Origin of the sequence: Streptomyces sp. NRRL WC-3626 (genome assembly GCF_000718785.1) — a bacterium.
GTDB lineage: Bacteria > Actinomycetota > Actinomycetes > Streptomycetales > Streptomycetaceae > Streptomyces > Streptomyces edwardsiae.
Genome location: NZ_JOCA01000002.1, coordinates 53554 through 70730, shown reverse-complemented (window position 1 = coordinate 70730; position 17177 = coordinate 53554). Strand labels below are relative to the sequence as shown.

Genomic DNA, 17177 nt, shown 5'->3' with positions numbered 1-17177 from the left:
CACGGCGCGGGGACACCCTCGCCAAGCTGATCACCGGCATGCACGGACACATCGTTCCAGACGCTCCGAAGCAATACCCGACCAGCTTGACCAAAGACATACGGGCACCCCGGAGAGCGTCAGCACCGCGTGTCCGGAGACATCCGTGGACACATAACACCCCCCGAGTGGAGGAATGCCGCAATTCCACCGGAGGTGACGCCATGCTGGTCGCCAGGTGCTCGCGTAACCGCAGGAGGTCCCAGTGACAACGACGGGCAGGACCGGAACGGCCGTATCCGGCGCCCGCCGCCATGCCGGGCGCCCGCGGGGCGGCAGGATAGTGGTGGCATGGCTGACCACCTCCCACCACAAGACGATCGGCTCAGCGCCGCCCCACTCGACGCGGAGAAAGTGGGACTGCTGGTCGTTGGCAGACCCAGCCATCGGGGCGCCCCGGCGTCGCAAGCCAGGCTCGTGCTCCGTGCGGCCGTGCACCATGCGGCCTGCCCCATCGCGGTTGTTCCCCCAGGGAACTCTTCCTGACCGAGGCCGTCCGCCGCGCCGACGTCGCTTTGCCCGCAGCCCCCTTCAGGTGGGGGACGGACGACGGGCGGCTGCCGGTTGGATGCCAGACAGCCGTCCCCCAGAATCGCAGCGCGATATGAGACGCCGGCCGAAGTGATGAGTACGGACACGGACGTACTGACACCTGACGGCGGTGGTCGGAAGCAGACTGGCCGGTCCGTGCAGAACATGGGGCCGACGGAGGTCTTCGCGGCGCTGGACACCTCGCCCCGTGGGCTGTCTCCGACGGATGCGGCAGAACGGCGCGAGCGGTACGGGGCCAACGAACTGCCGCGCCCGCGGCGACAGGGGCTGTGGCGTCAGTTCGCGGCGCAGTTCACCGATCTTTTCGCGGTCGTACTGCTCGTCGCCGCCGGGATCACGCTTTTGGCCTACGAACTGCAACAGCCCCGGGACGCCGGCACGCTGCAGCTGGCAGTGGCGATCCTCGGCGTGGTGGTGCTGAACGCTGCGATCGGGTTCGCACAGGAGTACTCCGCCGAGCGCACGGCCGAGTCCCTCCAGGCGATGGTGCCGCACACCTGCAGGGTGCTGCGCCAGGGTGAACGGCGGGAACTGCCCGTGCAGGACTTGGTGCCCGGCGATGTGGTGGTGCTTGAGGCGGGGGATGCCGTGCCGGCCGATTGCCGCCTGACCGAGGCACACGCCGTCTCGGTGAACAATGCTGCTCTGACGGGGGAGAGCGATGCAGTGGGCCGTACCGACGAAGCCGTGGCATCCGGTCCGCTGCTGCAGGCGCGCAACTGCGTGTTCATGGGGACCGACGTGGTGACCGGCTCCGGGAAAGCCGTGGTGTTCGCCACCGGCGCGGCGACCGAGTTCGGGCGCATCTTCCGGCTCACCGCTGCCGCCCCGCGGCAGAAGACCCCTCTTCAGCACCAGGTCGCCACCATGGCCCGGCGCGTGGCGGGGGCCGCGTTGGCGATCGGGGCCGTGCTGTTCGCCGTCCGACTGCCCGCCGGGGACCCCCTCGTCGAAACCTTCGTGTTCGCGCTCGGGGTGATGGTCGCGCTGGTGCCGGAGGGCCTTCCCGCGACGCTGTCCGTATCGCTGGCGATCGGCGTACGGCGCATGGCACGTCGGCATGCGCTGATCAAGAAGCTGCTGGCCGTGGAGACGCTCGGGTCCACCACCGTCGTGTGCACGGACAAGACGGGGACGCTGACACAGGCGGAAATGACGGTCGTGCAGATGTGGGCCGACGGCACCGCGCACTCCGTCTCCGGGGTGGGATACGAACCGACGGGCCAGGTGGCGGACCCGGGACCGGTACACGAAATGCTGCGGGTGGCGGCCCTGTGCTGCAACGCCAGGCTGGTACCACCCTTGGCTGACGCGGCGAGGTCCCGCCAGCCGGATCGTGCGGGATGGCGGGTGCTCGGTGACACCACCGAGGGAGCGCTGCTGGTGGTCGCGGCCAAGGCCGGCCTGGACGTGACCGCGCAGGAGGCCGCCACACCGCGGGTGACCGAGTTCCCCTTCGATTCCACCCGCAAGCTGATGAGCACCGTCCACCGCGGTGCGGACGGCGAGTGGCTCGCCTACGTCAAGGGCGCTCCCCAGGAACTGCTCACCCGCTGCACCGGCATCTACTGGCAGGGCGGACCACAGGCCCTGACAGCCCGGTTGCGGGCTGCGGTCACCACGGCGCACGACGACCTGGCCTCCCAAGGGCTGCGCGTACTGGCGGTCGCCTCCCGGACACTTCCCGATCCCCGTCCCGCACGGGAGGAAGCCGAGGCCGGGCTGACGCTCTTGGGGCTGGTCGGCATGCTCGACCCGCCGCGGCCGGAGGTCAGCGAGTCGGTCCGCGCGGTACGGCGCGCCGGTATCCGCATCGTGATGGTCACCGGAGACCACCCGCTGACCGCGGAGGCCGTGGCGCGCCGTGTGGGGATCGTGCGGCAGCCCGCCCCCACCGTCGTCACCGGCAGCGGGCTCGACGCGCTGGACGACGGCGCGCTTGACGCGCTGCTCGGGGAGCCGACGGAACTGCTGCTGTGCAGGGTGAGCCCCGAGCACAAGATGCGGGTGGTCGCTGCCCTGCAGCGCCGGGGTGAGGTGGTCGCTGTGACGGGCGACGGCGCGAATGACGCCCCCGCGCTGAAACACGCGGACATCGGCGTTGCGATGGGCGCGTCGGGCACGGACGTCGCGCGCGAGGCCGCGGCGATGGTGCTGCTGGACGACTCGTTCGCCTCCATCGCCGCAGCAGTGAAGCTGGGCCGATCCGTCTACCAGAACATCCGCAAGTTCCTCGTCTACGTCTTCACCAGCAACATCGGCGAGCTCGTGCCGGTCCTGGCCGCGACGTTCACAGGGTTCCCGCTGGTTCCGATCAGCGCGGTGCAGATTCTTGCGATCGATCTCGGCTCGGACGTCCTGCCCGCACTGGCACTGGGCGCGGAGCCGCCCGAGCCCGATGTCATGGACCGCCCGCCCCGTTCCCGGCGCGAGCCCTTGTTCTCGGCGGCCGTGGTGCGACGGATTCTCTTCCTGGGCGGCATCCAGGCGCTCGGTGTGTGCGTGGTGTTCTTCTGGCACATCGGCGCCTCGGGGATTCCGTACGCCGACTTCACCGAAGACAATCCCGTGTACCGGGAGGCGGTCACGATGGTCCACGCGGGCATCGTGCTCAGTCAGTTCTTCGTGGCCCTGGCCGTGCGTACGGACCGGCAGAGTGTCTTCCGGATCGGAGTGCTGTCCAATCCGAGACTGCTCGCCGCGGGACTCGTCGGGGTGGCCCTGATGGCCGCGATCAGTTACGTGCCCACGCTGCAGGACGTGTTCAACACCGCGCCGCTGGCCGTAGCCGACTGGGCGGTTCTGGCCGGATTCGGCGCAGTGCTGCTGGGTGCGGAGGAAGCCCGCAAGTGGTGGCTGCGCCGACGCTCCCGCCCACTGGGCAGGAAGGGATGACAGCGATGAGGGTGATCATCGTGGGCTGTGGGCGGGTGGGCTCCTCACTTGCCGACCGGCTCGCCACCGAGGGCCATGACGTGCACATCATCGACCGCAGACCCCAGGCCCGCAGACGCCTGTCCGCCGGTTTCAGCGGCCAGTTCCACCAGGGCAACGGGTTCAGCCGCCCTCTGCTGGACTCCGTGGGAATCGAGCACGCGGACGCGTTCGTCGCCGTCACCTCGGGCGACAGCAGCAACGTCGTCAGCGCCCGGACGGCGAAGGAGGTCTACCGAGTACCGATCGTCCTCGCCCATATCTTCGACCCCCGCCGCGCCGACATCTACCGCGATCTCGGCATCCCCACCATCGCCAGCGTGAGCTGGGCCGTACATCAGATCCACCAGATGCTCCTGCACCGACATCTCACCCCCGAGATCAGCTTCGGCAACGGTGAGACCCTGCTGATCCGCTCCGAACTGCCCGCCTACTTCACCGGGCGGCGGCTGGCCGAACTGGATGTGGACGGCGAGATCCGCGTCGTGGAAGCCACCCGCGCCGGCCATTCGTTCGTCCCCGCCCACAGCACACTGGCGGTTCCAGGCGACCTGGTCACGTTCGCTGTTGCCGCCACCGCTCTGGGCCGCCTACGGGGCTTTCTGGACAAGGAGCTCGGGACATGAAAGTGCTCGTGGCCGGTGCAGGCCGCCTCGGCGCCCAGATCGCCCAGGTCCTCGCCGCAGCCCATAACGACGTCACCCTCGTCGACCTGGACGAGGACCGCATCGCCGAGCTCGAAGGCCATCTCCCCGTGCGGCTCGTCGCGGGAGACGCCTGCGAGGCGCCCCTCCTCGAGCACGCTGGGGCGCACACCACCGACCTCGTCATCGCAGCCACCGGAGGCGACGAGGACAACCTCGTCATCAGCCTGCTCGCGAAACGTAGATTCGCCGTCCCCCGTGTAGCAGCCCGCGTCAACGACGAGGAGAACACCTGGCTGTTCGATCGCCGCTGGGGCGTCGACGTGGCCGTTCCCGCTACGGGCCCCCTGATCTCCCTGATCGAGGAGGCAACCGGCGCCACCGACACCGTGGCGCTTCTCCGGCTGAGCAAGGCAGGCGTGAATGTGATCGAAACCGCGATCACTGCGCAGTCCCACGTCGTCGGCCGCACCCTCGCCGACATCCGCCTCCCCACAGGCACCGTCATCGCCACCGTCATCCGAGCCGGTCAACCCACTGTCCCCACCGAACAGACACAACTGATGCCCGGCGACGAAATCCTCCTGGTCTCCCACACGGCGACGGAGGAGGAAATCCACGCCGCGTTCCAGTAAGCAGGGCACCCCGCCCGCCACCCGTGGCTTCGGTCAAGACCGAAGCCACGGGTGGCGGATGTTTGCGCAGCCGGGCGGGTGCTGGTGACAGGCACCGATTTACAGACCCTTCCGCCGGGCATATTGACGGCCGCCAAGTGGAACCCGTCTTTGCATGACCGAGAGTGCGAGCCCTTATATCTCGACACCGCGGATCACCGTGCTGGGAGTACAGCCCGGTGATCCTCCCTTTCGCATTGTGGAGATCGACGGGGAAGTGGTCGGTGAGGCAACGTCGATGACGGACGTGCTCGTCGCCGCTCATGCCACAGGCATCACGGTCCACGATCTCGATGACCCAAGCGTGGTTCGGTGGGTGGGCGGCGGGAAGTTCACCTGGAGGTTGCATTGAGCACCGCCTGCGCGCAGGCACTTTCCGTGCGGCGGCCGCCACCGAACGTTGCGCATCGGTCCGACACCGTGAGTGCTCCCCAGGCGGGTCACCCACGCAGCGGGCAGGTATCGAACGGGCGGACTGTAGTGCGGCGGGCACGGCTGCCGCACCGTGCACCCTGGCACGGCGTGCCGAGACGGCACGTGCTGAGAGGAGTACCGGCGTCGGCTGCTCCCTGGCCCGCGGGCCATGACCGAATCCAGGGCGGGGCCGTGGCACCGACCAGTTGGGCCACCGCCGAAAGCCGCACCGTCGCGAGAGCGGTCGCATCTGCACCCCCGGCAGGTCAGGCTGGAGGTGGTGGAGGTGGTTGCTGTGGCACGCGATGCTCCGCTCATGGTCGTGGACGCCGAGGGGGTGGTGGTGCGCTGGAGCCACGAAGCGGAGGAATTGCTGGGGCGGGCGGCGGATGAAGCGATCGGGAGGTCGGCGACACACCTGGTCAGCCGAACGCCGGCAAGCTCTCAGCCCGGGACGGAGACAGGCCCTGGTGAGGCGGTATTGCAGCACCGAGACGGTCACGCGGTCGACGCCGACCTGCGCGTGCGGCCCCTGCTGCGCCGTGACGGCTCAGTGGCTTGGGCCGTCTTCCAAGCGCCGGCGAAGGAAGCCACCGGACCGGCAGGTGTGGGGTCGGCGGCACTGGAGGCGCTGTTCGCCCATGCACCGGTAGGGATGCACGTCCTGGACAAGAGGCTGCGGATCGTGTCGGCCAACAATGCGGCGCAGGTCATGTGCGGCGCGCCCGGCGAACGACTCGCGCAGCGCCGCCTTACTGACGCTTACGGTCTGTCCACCCCTGACGAGGTGGAGGCCATGCTGCGTGGGGTGCTGCAGAGCGGAGTCCCCGCGCCTGGGCTTGTGGTGAGCATGCAACCCAAGGACGCGCCGGGACGAGGCTGCACGGCCTTGGTCTCGGCTTTCCGTCTGCAGGACTCGCTGGGGGCGACCCTCGGGGTTGCGGCGGCTGTGGCCGATGTCACCGAATACGAAAAGACGCGCACCCGGCTCCGGATCCTCGCCGGAGTGCGGGAGGGTGTGGGCCGAACCCTCAATGTGGTGGCCAGCTGTCAGGAATTGGTGGCGGCCGTGGTGCCTGGCTTCGCGGACGTCGCGGTGGTCGAAGTGGTGGATGCCGTGCTGCGCGGCGAGGAACCCCCGCTCGGCCCCCTCGGGCGGGACGTGCCGCTGCGCCGTGCCGCCTTCCGCCACAGCGGCAACGAGCATCAGACCCAGGCACATCCGGTAGGCGACGTGCGCAGCCTGCCGTTCTCGACCCCCTACGCCCGGGCCCTGGCCGATCTCAAACCCCGCCTCGTCCTCCTGGATTCCGACACGCCCTGGCTGGCGGCCGACCCCGCGCGCGCCGAAGCCATCCGCGCCTCCGGCCTCCGCACTCTCCTCGCCGCACCTTTGACCCTGCGCGGCACCGTGCTGGGGCTGGTAAGCCTCTACCGGACCGAACAAGCCGGCACCTTCGACGAGAGAGAAGTGGCTCTCACCCTCGAAATGGCTGCCCACACAGCCTTGTGTATCGACAACGCCCGCCGTTACACCCGCGAGCACACCATCGCCGCAACCCTGCAACGTCGGCTGCTGCCTCCGTGCCCTTCCTCGCAGAGCACCGTGGAATCCGCCCACCTGCTCGTGCCCGGCGACGAGGGCGGAGGGGGCTGGTTCGACACCTTCGCCCTGTCCAGCGCCCGCACCGCCCTGGTGGTCGGTGAAGTCACCGGACAGGGCATTCACGCCGCCACCACCATGGGACAGCTGCGAACGGTCATCCATTCCCTGGCCTCACTGGACCTGGACGCCGACGAGCTCCTCGCACGCCTCAACGACACCGCGATTCTCCTGGCCCAAGAGAGGGCGGCGCTCCCGCCCGGGGACCCCATGCACGGGCAGGCGCTCAATGCGAGCTGCGTGTATGCCGTTTACGACCCCCTCACCCGCACGTGCACGTTTGCCCGGGCCGGCCACCCCGCGCCCGTCATCGCCCGCCCCGACGGCACCACCGAGATCCCCGACTCTCCCGCCGGGCCCCTGCTGGGCAGCTCCGAGGGCCCGCCCTTCGACACGGCCACGGTCACTCTCACCGACGGCAGCATCCTTGCCTTCTACACCACCTCCCTCCTGCCCGTCTCTGCGGCACGTCCCCCAGGCGACCCGTCCCCCCTGCGCCAGGTGCTGACCGATCCCGACCGCCCGCTACAGGACCTGTGTGATGACGCCCTGTACCGGCTGTACCGGGATACCCGCCCTGGCGACGCCGTTCTCCTCCTCGGGCGCACCCACACCTTCCCCTCCGATCACGTGGCGACTTGGCGACTGGTCGACGCCCCCACGGCAGCCGGTACGGCGCGCGCCCACGCCCGACGCCAGCTCACGGAGTGGGGCGTGGATGACGAAACCGCCTACGCGACAGAATTGATCGTCAGCGAACTGGTCACCAATGCCCTCCTCCACGGCACACCACCCCTGCAACTGCGCATCATCAAGGAGCGCGCCCTCACCTGCGAGGTCCAGGACGACGGTGCCAACGCACCGCGCTTGCGCCATGCACGCACAGTCGACGAAGGGGGCCGCGGCCTCTTCATCGTCTCCCAACTTTCCCGAAACTGGGGCACCCGCTATACACCGGACGGCAAGACCGTCTGGACCGAGCAAGCCCTCCCATCTCCGCACCCGTAACCCTGCGGGTGCAGACACGAACGGCTCGAGAACGCAGGTGAGTGATCACACCAACCGGGTGCGACGTCCGCCATTGCCGGGTCGGAACAACTGAAGGAGGCTGGTGGTGTGTTCCGCAGGCGTTTGCCATCTCGCGCAGCCGACGAGCCACTGACGTCACGCGCCGAGAGCGCGGCAATTCCCACAAGCGCGGTCAGGGCTCCAATGGCCTATGTGGTCGCGCTGACGATCCCGATCGTGGCGCTGGAGCTGGCTATCGATGACCGCACCGTGCGGCTCACCCCCCTCTTGATCCTGCTGCCGGCCTTCCCGGCGGCGATCGGCACGGTGCGGCAGACCGTCTACGCGGTCGGCTGGGTGTTGATCGTCATCACCGGAGTACTGATCTACCGGCCACTCCCGTCGTGGTACGACTACGTGATCGTCATGGTGCTGGCCGCAGCACTCGGCGTGCTGTGCGTCCTGACCTGCCACTTGCGGATCCGGCGCGAGCACGATCTCCGCCGGGTCCGGTCCACGGCTGTCGCCCTGCAACGGCAGGTGCTGCGCCCGCTGCCCGTCCTGACCGACCGGGTGATCGTTGACGGCCTGTACCTGCCGGTGGAACAGGACCGCCTGGTAGGAGGAGACATCTACGAGGCGGTGGCCTCGCCGTACGGCACGCGTCTGCTCTTCGGCGATGTCCAGGGCAAGGGACTGCCTGCGATCGGAGCCGCCTTCGCCGCGCTCGGAGCGTTCCGCGAGGCCGCGTTGCGCGAGCCGACGCTCACCGCGCTCGTGGATGACCTGGAGAGGGCCGTCGTCCGCCACAACGTCTTCGCGCAGCAGACCGGCGAACCTGAACGGTTCGTCACCGCGCTCATCCTGGGCATAGACGCCTCGGCGGACGCGCAAGCGGTCAACTGCGGACACCCTCCGCCTTACCTGTTGAACGCGGGAGCGGTCGCCCCCGTACAGCTCGGCGACCCCGGCGTGCCCCTCGGTCTTGCGGACCTCGCTCCGAAACCCCGGACCGTCGCGTGGTTCCCGTTTCCGACCGGGGCCACACTTCTTGCCTGCAGCGACGGCGTCACCGAGGCACGCAGCATCACCGGCGACTTCTATCCCCTCGAAGAGCGTCTGCGGGCCTGGGCGGACGTCTCCCCCTGGGAAGTCGCCGACAATGTGGCCAAAGACTTGAGCCAACACACCGCAGGTGAACAGCGGGACGACATCACGGCGCTCGTGGTTCGCAGAGCCTTCTGAACAGGCGCTTCCAGTAGAGGGACCACACCACGGCCTGTAGGCGACCTCAGTAGCGAGGTGCCCTCCAGAACCCATGCGGCTGTCGGCGACGGCTGAAAAGTGGACCGGTAGCAATCCAAGCGTCGGAAGTGGGTCACATTCACGCGTCGCCGACATGTGGCCAACAACGACGACGCTCGTGTGCTACCTGCGCCTCACTTCAGCGGGTACCTGCGAGCCGAGGAGCCTGTGTCCGGGGACTGCAAGAGGTTCAGAGGTCGGCCGCGGGGAACCGCGGACCTCTTGCCGGTCAATGCCTGGAGGACGACGTTGCGGCTACGACGGCTCGCTGGCAAATCCCCCTGCCAGTGAGGGCTCCCCCTGCCCATGCGGCATCCGCGCAGACCACTGGCGGTGCGCCCGCCGACCGGCTCCAGAGGCACGAAACGAACCCCCTCAGTGCCCCGTCGGCGTCTGACACCCCGTACCGCGCCAGCGACGGGGGCCACCGGGCTTTTGTCGGTGCCGCTCTGACACTCCGGGTGAGACACCTTCGAATCCGCCGAAGTGAGGCCAGGGCCCCTTCGTCAGGCCCAGGATCCGAACCGCTGGTCGGCCCCGTTGGCGCTCCTGTACATCGAGGGAGAGGCTGGAAAGGCTCAGCACGGACCAACCGGCCTGGAGGTGCCATGTACAGCAAGATCACCATCGCCGGCCATCCCATTCACCCGATGCTCGTCGGGTTCCCCATCGCCTGCTACACCGGCACGCTGGTGGGTTTCGCCGTCTACGCGGCCAACGGGCAGCAGTTCTGGCTCAACCTGGCCATCGCCCTCAACATCGCGGGGGTTGGCACGGCACTGCTGGCAGCCCTGCCCGGCATCGCCGATCTGGCGTTCGGCATTCCCCGCCGTTCGGCGGCCAAGACCGTCGGCATTGCCCACGGCGGTCTCAATGTCGCGGCGCTGGGCCTCTTCGGAGCGAGCCTTGCCATCTACGCCACCCATTGGGATGGCCCGGCGACTGGCGTCACTCCCGGACTGGCACTGTCCGCGGCAGGACTCGCCTGCACGCTCGGCGCCGGCTTCCTGGGCTGGACGCTGGTCCAGGACTACCACGTCGGCATCCGGCTCACACCCCTCCAGGAAAGCGATGAACAGGCGGTGCAGGACGCCCAGCTGATCCACCTGCACCGCGGCTCCCACGTGGCTTGAACGGCGTAGCCAGGCCACTCAGCGGCCGGAGCCGCCGACCGGCCGTTCCACCGCCACTGACGCACCCGTGGCCGACCTCCTCCTCGACCAGGAGGACGCGGATTACCGGAAAGGGTGCCTTCAGGTGACACCTACACCGTCCAGTTCGGGTTCTGCCTCGCCGACGCCGGACATGCCCTGGAGCCGGCAGACGGACCTGCCTGATCTGTCAGACGTCCCGGCCGGCCCACCGGCACGTATGGACGGGTACACGGAACTGCGGAACTACGCGGTGATCGGGGACGGCCGCAGCGTCGCGCTCGTCGCCCGGGACGGCTCGGTGGACTGGCTGGCCTGGCCGGACCTTGACTCGCCGACCGTGTTCGCCGCCGTGCTCGACCACCTCAAGGGAGGACGGTTCGTCCTCCGGCCAGAGGCTCCCTACACCGCCTCCCGCCGTTACCTGCCTGGCACCAACGTGCTGGAGACGACGTTCACCACCACAGGCGGCACGGTTCGGGTGACCGACGCGCTGACCATTCCTGACGCCCGGTCCCTGGCGCCTGGCCGGGAGCTGGTCCGGCGGATCGAGGGCCTGGCGGGCAGCGTCCCCATGCGCTGGAGTGTCCAGCCGCGCTTCGGCTACGGCGCAAGCGCACCGCACCTGACATATCGTGCAGGCGTCCCGGTCGTCACCTCGGGTCCCGAGGCGGTTGCGATCTGTGCCTGGGACGCGGGAGAGCCGCAGCCCGCCTCCGATGCCGTCGCATCCTGCTTCCGTGCGGATGCGGGTACACGGGCCATGCTCGCGCTGCCATACGCCCACCGGGAGCCGCTGGTGCTCCCCACGCGCGCCGAGTGCGAGGCCCGGCTGGACCACACGTCCGCCACCTGGAGGAAGTGGACAGACGGCCGCACCTACACGGGGCCCTGGTACGAGGCGGTGCTGCGCAGCGCCCTCGCTCTCAAGCTGCTGGTCTTCGCCCCCTCCGGCGCGGTCGCCGCCGCGGCAACCTGCTCCTTGCCCGAGGACCTCGGCGGGGAACGCAACTGGGACTACCGCTTCAGCTGGATCCGCGACTCCGCCTTCACCCTGAACGCCTTCCTCAAGCTGGGCTGCGCACCGGAAGCGACCGGCTACTTCTGGTGGCTGATGCACGCCTCCCAGCTCACTCACCCCCGCCTGCACGTCCTGTACCGCCTCGACGGCGGCGCCCGCACGCCCGAGAAGACTCTTCCCCTGTCGGGCTACCGCGGTTCGACGCCCGTACGCATCGGCAACGCCGCCGCCGACCAGCTCCAACTGGACACCTACGGGGAGCTGGTGCAGACCGCGTGGCTGTACACCGCGGCCGGCCACCGGCTCGACGCCGACATCGCCCGCCGGCTCGCGCAGATCGCCGACTTCGTCTGCACCGTCTGGCGGCAGCCTGACACGGGCATCTGGGAGGTCCGCAGCGCTCCCGAGCACTTCACCCAGTCCAAGATGATGTGCTGGGTCGCCCTTGAGCGCGCCCTGGACCTTGCACAGCGGCGGCTGATCCCCGGCCGGCACGCGCCTCGCTGGCGGCGCGAACGGCAGGCCATCGCCGACTTCGTCGACGAGCACTGCTTCAGCCCGCGGCTGAACACCTATGTGCGCTCCGCAAGCAGCGACGACCTGGACGCCGGCCTCCTGCTCGGGCTACTCCACGGCTATCGGTCGCCCGACGACCCGCGCATGCGCGGCACCGTCGCCGCCATCCAGCAGGCATTGCAGGACGGTCCCTACGTCAGCCGCTACCTCGGCGCCGACGGAGTTCCCGGCGGCGAGGGCGCCTTCCTCGCCTGCTCCTTCTGGCTGGCCGAAGCCCTCGCCCGGACTGGCCGCGCGGACGAAGCCGCCCGTCTCATGGACCAGCTCGTGCCTCTCGCCAACGACGTCGGCCTCTACAGCGAGGAGATCGACCCCGCCACCGGCGACTTCCTCGGCAACCTGCCCCAGGGCCTGTCCCACCTCGCCCTGATCAGCGCCGCCTGCGCAATCGGCCAGGCCACACGATGAGCATCTGGGCCGCACTGGCGGGCGGGCTTGTCGGCACCCTGATCCTGACCACCGGCCTGCGCGCGGCCAATGCCCTCAGCCTCACCCGCATCGATCTGCCCTTCCTGCTCGGGACCGCCTTCACCAGCAACCGGACCCGCGCCAAGGCCCTCGGCTACGGCGCACACTTCATCAACGGCCTGATCTTCGCCCTGCTCTACTACGCGGTCTTCGTCGCCATCGGCTACAGCAGCTGGTGGCTGGGATGCGTCTTCGGCCTCGTCCACGGCCTGTTCGCCACCACCGCGCTCGTCAACATCCTGCTGCCGCTCGTCCACCCGCGCATGGGCCAACCCGAAACCAGTGCCCCCCATGTCGCGCTGCTCGAACCACCCGGATTCCTCATGCTCAACTACGGGCCCGGCACACCCGCCGTCACGCTCACCGCACACCTCGCCTACGGCACCATCGTCGGCGGGTTCCTTGCATGGCCAGGCTGAGAACCCGTGGCCGCACGCTTCAGGGCCTGCTGCACGTTTCCAGCGGGCAGGACACGGTCCGGGTAGCGTGGAAACCGGACCAGGAAACCGCCCAAAGAAGCCCTCGTATCGCGGTCGAAGGCGGAAGGGGGCCGCATGGCCTTCCCACATGAAACGGCGTCCCCTGGCCAGCACCCTGCGCAGCTTTCACCGGATTCGGAGCCGACCGGTAGCGGACCGGAGGCGCGCGGCCCCCGGCTGGCCTCGGTTGTGGTGTTCGTCCACGACCACGACGCCTCGGCGGACTTCTACGGGGAGCTGCTGAACATGGAGGTCACCGTACGCACCGCCACTGCCGCGCTGCTCGTGAGCCACAACGGCTTCCAGGTATACCTACGGGCCGTGGGCCCGCACGCCATCCACCCCACGGGCCACGTCGGCGCGCACTACGTGATCTGGACGGCGGACGGCCCCGACGACTTCCAGCGGTGCGAGCGCGTACTCAGAGCCCGCTCCGACCGCGTCGACACCAGAGAAGCTGAGGGCTTCACCCTCATCGAGGGCCGGGATCCCAGCGGCCTGCCGGTCCTGGTGGCGTATCCGGGACCGGACGAAGTAGCGCGGCTCGAGATCATCTCTCGTTACTACGTGTGATGCCGCGCAGTACTCGCCAGGAGGTCCCTCCATGGCACACACGCGAACGGTGCACGTCCGCCGCGTCTACGACACACCTGCGCAGACCGACGGCACCAGAGTGCTGGTCGACCGCATCTGGCCCCGGGGCATGACCAAGGAGAAGGCCCACCTCGACGAGTGGTGCAAGCAGGTCGCACCCTCCGCGGAGCTGCGGAAGTGGTACATCCGCAACCCCGATCGTTTCGCGGAATTCAGGCACCGTTACCAGGCCGAGCTCCAAGACCCCGAACGCGCAGACGCTCTGGCGCACCTGCGTGACCTCGCCGAAGACCGAACCCTGACACTACTCACCGCAACCAGGCATCCCGAGGTCAGCAAAGCCGAGGTGCTTGCCGAGCTGCTCCGGAGCTGACAGCACGGGAAGCGAGCTCCACTCCCGCGGCAGGCCCCCGAACGGGGCTCTGCGAAACAACACGACACGCGCACAGCCGCAGCGCCGACAGCTGCACCTGTTGGCGGGACAGCGCCACGGACCCGAGGGCCCCTGGCGGGATCGGCCCGTAGGGCAGGCCAGTCCCAGCGGGGTCCTGTCGCCGCTCCTCGGCAGGAAATTCCGCGTAGACAGTGCCTCTGAGGACTGGAGACTAATAATGGCCACCACGACGAACTTGCTGAGCTTGCTCTCGCCCGCAGACCGCGACCGCTTGCTGAAGTTCGCTGCCGACCGGTCCTTCCCCGCAGGCGCCCGCATCTTCGAGGAGGGCAGCAAAGCCGACCGGTTCTGGATCGTCCTCACCGGATTGGTTGCTCTCGACGTGCGTGTCCCCGGCCGCCGGGCGGCCACCGTCGACGCCATCGGCCAGGGTGAACTGCTCGGCTGGTCGTGGCTGGTCCCACCGCACACCTGGCAGCTGGGCGCAGAGGCACATGGCCCGGTCCATGCACTGGAATTCGACGCGGCGGCGGTGCGCACACTGATCGAGGAGGATCCGGAGCTGGGGCTGGCGATCACACGCTGTGTAGCTACCGTGGTCGGGAACCGACTCCAATCCACCCGGACACGCCTGCTGGATCTGTACGGGCCAGCCGGCAGTGGGCCCAGGCCCTGACCGGCAACTCGGTGTGCCGCACACAGGACGCCTACCTGAACTCGCTCAGCGCTCCGGCACATACAGAGCGATAATGGAACAAACCCACTCCACGGCATGTTCGTCGCGTCTTAAGGCCGCATATGAACGAGCAATTCACGCAGATGCATGCTCCCCCGCCCGTCGTGGGGATGGTGGGCGAACGGCTCGTACCCCTCACCGACGAGGCGGAGTGGGCAGCCGTGTCTCCGCGGCAGATCGCCCCCGAAGAGTGGCAGCGGTTCGAGGGCTACATGAGTGAGATCTTCGGGGCGCTGGGCCTGGCCGTTGGGTCAGAGGCCACCGCGGACACCCCCCGCCGCTTCCTGCGTGCCCTCTTCGACGCCACCAGCGGGTACGAAGGCGACGAGAAGCTGGTCACCGCCTTCGAGACCGAATGCCACGGAGGATCGGACTGCCGGATCAGCCAGATCGTCGAAGGACCCATCCCGTTCTTCGCCCTCTGCGAGCACCACGCTCTGCCGTTCTCCGGAAAGGCGTACATCGGCTACATCGCACACGAGCACATCCTCGGCCTGTCCAAGCTGACGAGGCTGGTGCGGCTGTTCGCCCGCCGGTTCTCGATGCAGGAGCGCATCGGCCGCCAGCTCGCCGAATCGTTGCAGCAGATCCTGCAGCCCCACGGTGTTGCGGTCCACTTGGAAGCGGTGCACCTGTGTACGCAGATGCGCGGCGTTCGGGAGATCGAGTCCAGCACCCGCACCACCCACTGGCGGGGCACCTACGACGAGGACCCGCAACTGCGAGGCGAATTCTTCACGCTGTGCGGCCAGCGGGGCCTGGCCGGCCATGGCTGAGGACAGCACCGGGCACTCCGTAGGAGGCACACAGACAGCCTTCCTGGAGCCGCTGGAGCTGCTGTACGAGGAGGCCGGGCAGCCCCGTTTCGATCTGCCCCCGGCGCTCGCCACTGCCTACGGCGGCGATCTGGGTTTCGCCCTGCCATGTGTGTACGCGAACTTCGTCACCTCCATCGACGGAGTGGTCGCTCTCGGGCCCGAATACCCCTCCTCCGGCTCGGCCATCAGCGGGCGCGAACCCACGGACCGATTCGTCATGGGAGTGCTGCGCGCCTGCGCCGACGCCGTACTCATCGGAGCCGGCACACTCCGAGCCACGCCCGGCCACCAATGGACACCCGACCACGTCTGCCCGCAGGCCGCTCCCGCCTTCGCCGAGCTGCGGCGGAATCTGCGACGCGCCGCCCAACCGAAACTGGTCGTGGTCACCGCGAGCGGTGACCTCCCCACCGAGCACCCAGCCCTGAAATCGGACGCACTCGTGGCGACCACCGTGGAAGGCGCCCGTCGACTGGAAGGACGCCTGCCGCCGGCGTCCACGACACTCACCGCAGGTGAAGGGTCCGTCCTCCGTATGGCCGACGTACTCGCGGTTCTCCACGCTCGCGGACACACCGCGGTGCTCACCGAGGGCGGACCGCACCTCATCGGCAACCTGCTCCGTGAGGGCTTGCTGGATGAACTGTTCCTCACGACATCCCCGGTACTCGCCGGCCGCGCCGAGACCTCGCGCCCTGGACTGATCACGGGACTCGAACTGCTGCCAAAGCAACCGGCGTGGGCCGATCTGATCAGCGCCCGGCGGCGGGATTCGTACTTGTTCCTTCGCTATCGACTTCGCTCCTCAGGAGCACGCGTCGGCCTGCGATCCGAGGTGGCCATGTGACGCGGGCCGATAGTGCCGGCGCCGCGACGGACGCTCAGGCTGTCGGCTGGCTTGCAGCCCACTCCCAGAATCAGGATCTCCCAGGTCAAGGCCGACCAGCTGCCGCGGAGCAGCTGATCCGGCTGTGCCTGCGTGCTGCTGGAATCGAAGGGGCGTGCCGGCACCGGCAATTTGGCCTCAGGTCCGACGAGTGCTATCGAGCGCCCACCCTGGTGCCCGGGCGGAGTGTTCCGGTGGCCCGGCACCTTTCGGGCGTGCGCGGACGAGCACGTCGGTGATCGCGGGAGCCGCTCGGCTGCGCTGAGAGGGACGAGTTCAGGCACTCCAGGTGCACGGAAAATCATCCACACCCTCGGTCACCGGGCCAGGACCGCACAGCCCAACGCGAGCAGGGACAGCACCTTCACAAGCTCGAGCGCCACGTAGTACAGGTGGGCGCGGGAGCGGTGCCGCGCGGGGTCCTCGCCCGCGAGCACGACGCTGGAACGCCTGTTCAGGCGCGGGCGGACGACGGCGAGCTGTCCGGCCAGGACGGCCAGGGTGATCGCAGTGAGCGTGACAACGGCCGTGGACGGTGTGGCCGTGGCGACCGCGGCGACAACGATGACGGCGAGGGCGGTCTCGACGAGGTTGAGCGCGCGGAAGACCATCCGTCCGATGCCGAGTCCGATCGGGATCGTCACGCCCGGTGCCCGGAACTTCAACGGCGCCTCCAGGAAGGAGATCGCCAGCACCATCCCGAGCCAGAGAAAGGTGACGGCGCCTGCCACGGCCGCCGACGTCGTGTTCATTACTGGTGGCCTCTCTCGTGTCCGGGCCGGCGGCATCCGTCAGGTGTAGCTGCGGGACGTCACCGCCGA

15 protein-coding genes are annotated in these 17177 nt (G+C 68.9%); 14 read left to right on the top strand and 1 reads right to left on the bottom strand.

The window, feature by feature from the left end; genetic code table 11:
• Nucleotides 1-735: 735 nt before the first annotated feature.
• The 14 genes from IF28_RS0103000 to IF28_RS36875 all read left to right on the top strand — a co-directional run bounded on the left by IF28_RS0103000 (nucleotide 736) and on the right by IF28_RS36875 (nucleotide 16317).
• Complete coding sequence (locus IF28_RS0103000) at nucleotides 736-3486, top strand: cation-translocating P-type ATPase (RefSeq protein WP_078620825.1); 2751 nt, start codon at nucleotides 736-738, stop codon at nucleotides 3484-3486.
• Between the two features lie 5 nt (nucleotides 3487-3491).
• Nucleotides 3492-4151 carry a potassium channel family protein gene (locus IF28_RS0102995; RefSeq protein ID WP_030213418.1) on the top strand — a complete coding sequence of 220 codons (660 nt, stop codon included), beginning with the start codon at nucleotides 3492-3494 and terminating at the stop codon, nucleotides 4149-4151.
• A complete protein-coding gene (locus IF28_RS0102990) occupies nucleotides 4148-4804 on the top strand; it encodes a potassium channel family protein (protein WP_030213417.1) in 657 nt (218 codons plus the stop codon). Before IF28_RS0102995 ends, IF28_RS0102990 begins: the two co-directional genes overlap by 4 nt.
• Nucleotides 4805-4958: 154 nt before the next feature.
• A complete protein-coding gene (locus IF28_RS0102985; protein WP_030213411.1) occupies nucleotides 4959-5195 on the top strand; it encodes a hypothetical protein in 237 nt (78 codons plus the stop codon).
• 378 nt (nucleotides 5196-5573) lie between these two features.
• The gene (locus tag IF28_RS0102980) at nucleotides 5574-7928 is read left to right on the top strand and encodes a SpoIIE family protein phosphatase (RefSeq protein WP_037892463.1); all 2355 of its coding nucleotides are present in this window, start codon (nucleotides 5574-5576) and stop codon (nucleotides 7926-7928) included.
• Nucleotides 7929-8132: 204 nt separating this feature from the next.
• On the top strand, nucleotides 8133-9173 hold the full coding sequence (locus tag IF28_RS0102975) for a PP2C family protein-serine/threonine phosphatase (protein ID WP_078620824.1): 1041 nt from the start codon (nucleotides 8133-8135) through the stop codon (nucleotides 9171-9173).
• A 668-nt stretch (nucleotides 9174-9841) separates the two neighbouring features.
• Nucleotides 9842-10366, top strand: a complete 525-nt coding sequence (locus IF28_RS36880) for a DUF2231 domain-containing protein (RefSeq protein WP_051713597.1) — start codon at nucleotides 9842-9844, stop codon at nucleotides 10364-10366.
• 238 nt (nucleotides 10367-10604) lie between these two features.
• A complete protein-coding gene (locus tag IF28_RS0102965) occupies nucleotides 10605-12389 on the top strand; it encodes a glycoside hydrolase family 15 protein (RefSeq protein WP_037892461.1) in 1785 nt (594 codons plus the stop codon).
• Nucleotides 12386-12868, top strand: a complete 483-nt coding sequence (locus IF28_RS0102960) for a hypothetical protein (RefSeq protein ID WP_030213400.1) — start codon at nucleotides 12386-12388, stop codon at nucleotides 12866-12868. The genes IF28_RS0102965 and IF28_RS0102960 overlap by 4 nt, the downstream gene beginning before the upstream one ends.
• Nucleotides 12869-13003: 135 nt before the next feature.
• The gene (locus IF28_RS0102955; protein WP_324616045.1) at nucleotides 13004-13501 is read left to right on the top strand and encodes a VOC family protein; all 498 of its coding nucleotides are present in this window, start codon (nucleotides 13004-13006) and stop codon (nucleotides 13499-13501) included.
• Nucleotides 13502-13532: 31 nt separating this feature from the next.
• Entirely contained in the window at nucleotides 13533-13895 is a 363-nt protein-coding gene (locus IF28_RS0102950) for a DUF488 domain-containing protein (protein WP_030213397.1), read from the top strand.
• Between the two features lie 238 nt (nucleotides 13896-14133).
• The gene (locus IF28_RS0102945; protein ID WP_030213392.1) at nucleotides 14134-14592 is read left to right on the top strand and encodes a Crp/Fnr family transcriptional regulator; all 459 of its coding nucleotides are present in this window, start codon (nucleotides 14134-14136) and stop codon (nucleotides 14590-14592) included.
• Nucleotides 14593-14714: 122 nt separating this feature from the next.
• Nucleotides 14715-15428 (top strand): GTP cyclohydrolase I, encoded by a 714-nt coding sequence (gene folE / locus IF28_RS36010; RefSeq protein WP_078620823.1) that lies wholly within the window; start codon nucleotides 14715-14717, stop codon nucleotides 15426-15428.
• Nucleotides 15421-16317 (top strand): RibD family protein, encoded by an 897-nt coding sequence (locus IF28_RS36875; RefSeq protein ID WP_051713594.1) that lies wholly within the window; start codon nucleotides 15421-15423, stop codon nucleotides 16315-16317. The genes folE and IF28_RS36875 overlap by 8 nt, the downstream gene beginning before the upstream one ends.
• Nucleotides 16318-16673: 356 nt before the next feature.
• Here the strand turns inward: IF28_RS36875 and IF28_RS0102930 are convergent, their stop codons facing one another.
• Nucleotides 16674-17108 carry a hypothetical protein gene (locus IF28_RS0102930; RefSeq protein WP_030213367.1) on the bottom strand — a complete coding sequence of 145 codons (435 nt, stop codon included), beginning with the start codon at nucleotides 17106-17108 and terminating at the stop codon, nucleotides 16674-16676.
• Nucleotides 17109-17177: the final 69 nt, after the last annotated feature.

What these genes read in the sequence shown, in the direction of transcription:
- IF28_RS0103000 (WP_078620825.1), top strand. Translation starts at nt 736, where the DNA reads ATGGGGCCGACGGAGGTCTTCGCGGCGCTGGACACCTCGCCCCGTGGG.
- IF28_RS0102995 (WP_030213418.1), top strand. Translation starts at nt 3,492, where the DNA reads ATGAGGGTGATCATCGTGGGCTGTGGGCGGGTGGGCTCCTCACTTGCC.
- IF28_RS0102990 (WP_030213417.1), top strand. Translation starts at nt 4,148, where the DNA reads ATGAAAGTGCTCGTGGCCGGTGCAGGCCGCCTCGGCGCCCAGATCGCC.
- IF28_RS0102985 (WP_030213411.1), top strand. Translation starts at nt 4,959, where the DNA reads ATGACCGAGAGTGCGAGCCCTTATATCTCGACACCGCGGATCACCGTG.
- IF28_RS0102980 (WP_037892463.1), top strand. Translation starts at nt 5,574, where the DNA reads ATGGTCGTGGACGCCGAGGGGGTGGTGGTGCGCTGGAGCCACGAAGCG.
- IF28_RS0102975 (WP_078620824.1), top strand. Translation starts at nt 8,133, where the DNA reads ATGGCCTATGTGGTCGCGCTGACGATCCCGATCGTGGCGCTGGAGCTG.
- IF28_RS36880 (WP_051713597.1), top strand. Translation starts at nt 9,842, where the DNA reads ATGTACAGCAAGATCACCATCGCCGGCCATCCCATTCACCCGATGCTC.
- IF28_RS0102965 (WP_037892461.1), top strand. Translation starts at nt 10,605, where the DNA reads ATGGACGGGTACACGGAACTGCGGAACTACGCGGTGATCGGGGACGGC.
- IF28_RS0102960 (WP_030213400.1), top strand. Translation starts at nt 12,386, where the DNA reads ATGAGCATCTGGGCCGCACTGGCGGGCGGGCTTGTCGGCACCCTGATC.
- IF28_RS0102955 (WP_324616045.1), top strand. Translation starts at nt 13,004, where the DNA reads ATGGCCTTCCCACATGAAACGGCGTCCCCTGGCCAGCACCCTGCGCAG.
- IF28_RS0102950 (WP_030213397.1), top strand. Translation starts at nt 13,533, where the DNA reads ATGGCACACACGCGAACGGTGCACGTCCGCCGCGTCTACGACACACCT.
- IF28_RS0102945 (WP_030213392.1), top strand. Translation starts at nt 14,134, where the DNA reads ATGGCCACCACGACGAACTTGCTGAGCTTGCTCTCGCCCGCAGACCGC.
- folE (WP_078620823.1), top strand. Translation starts at nt 14,715, where the DNA reads ATGAACGAGCAATTCACGCAGATGCATGCTCCCCCGCCCGTCGTGGGG.
- IF28_RS36875 (WP_051713594.1), top strand. Translation starts at nt 15,421, where the DNA reads ATGGCTGAGGACAGCACCGGGCACTCCGTAGGAGGCACACAGACAGCC.
- IF28_RS0102930 (WP_030213367.1), bottom strand. Translation starts at nt 17,108, where the DNA reads ATGAACACGACGTCGGCGGCCGTGGCAGGCGCCGTCACCTTTCTCTGG.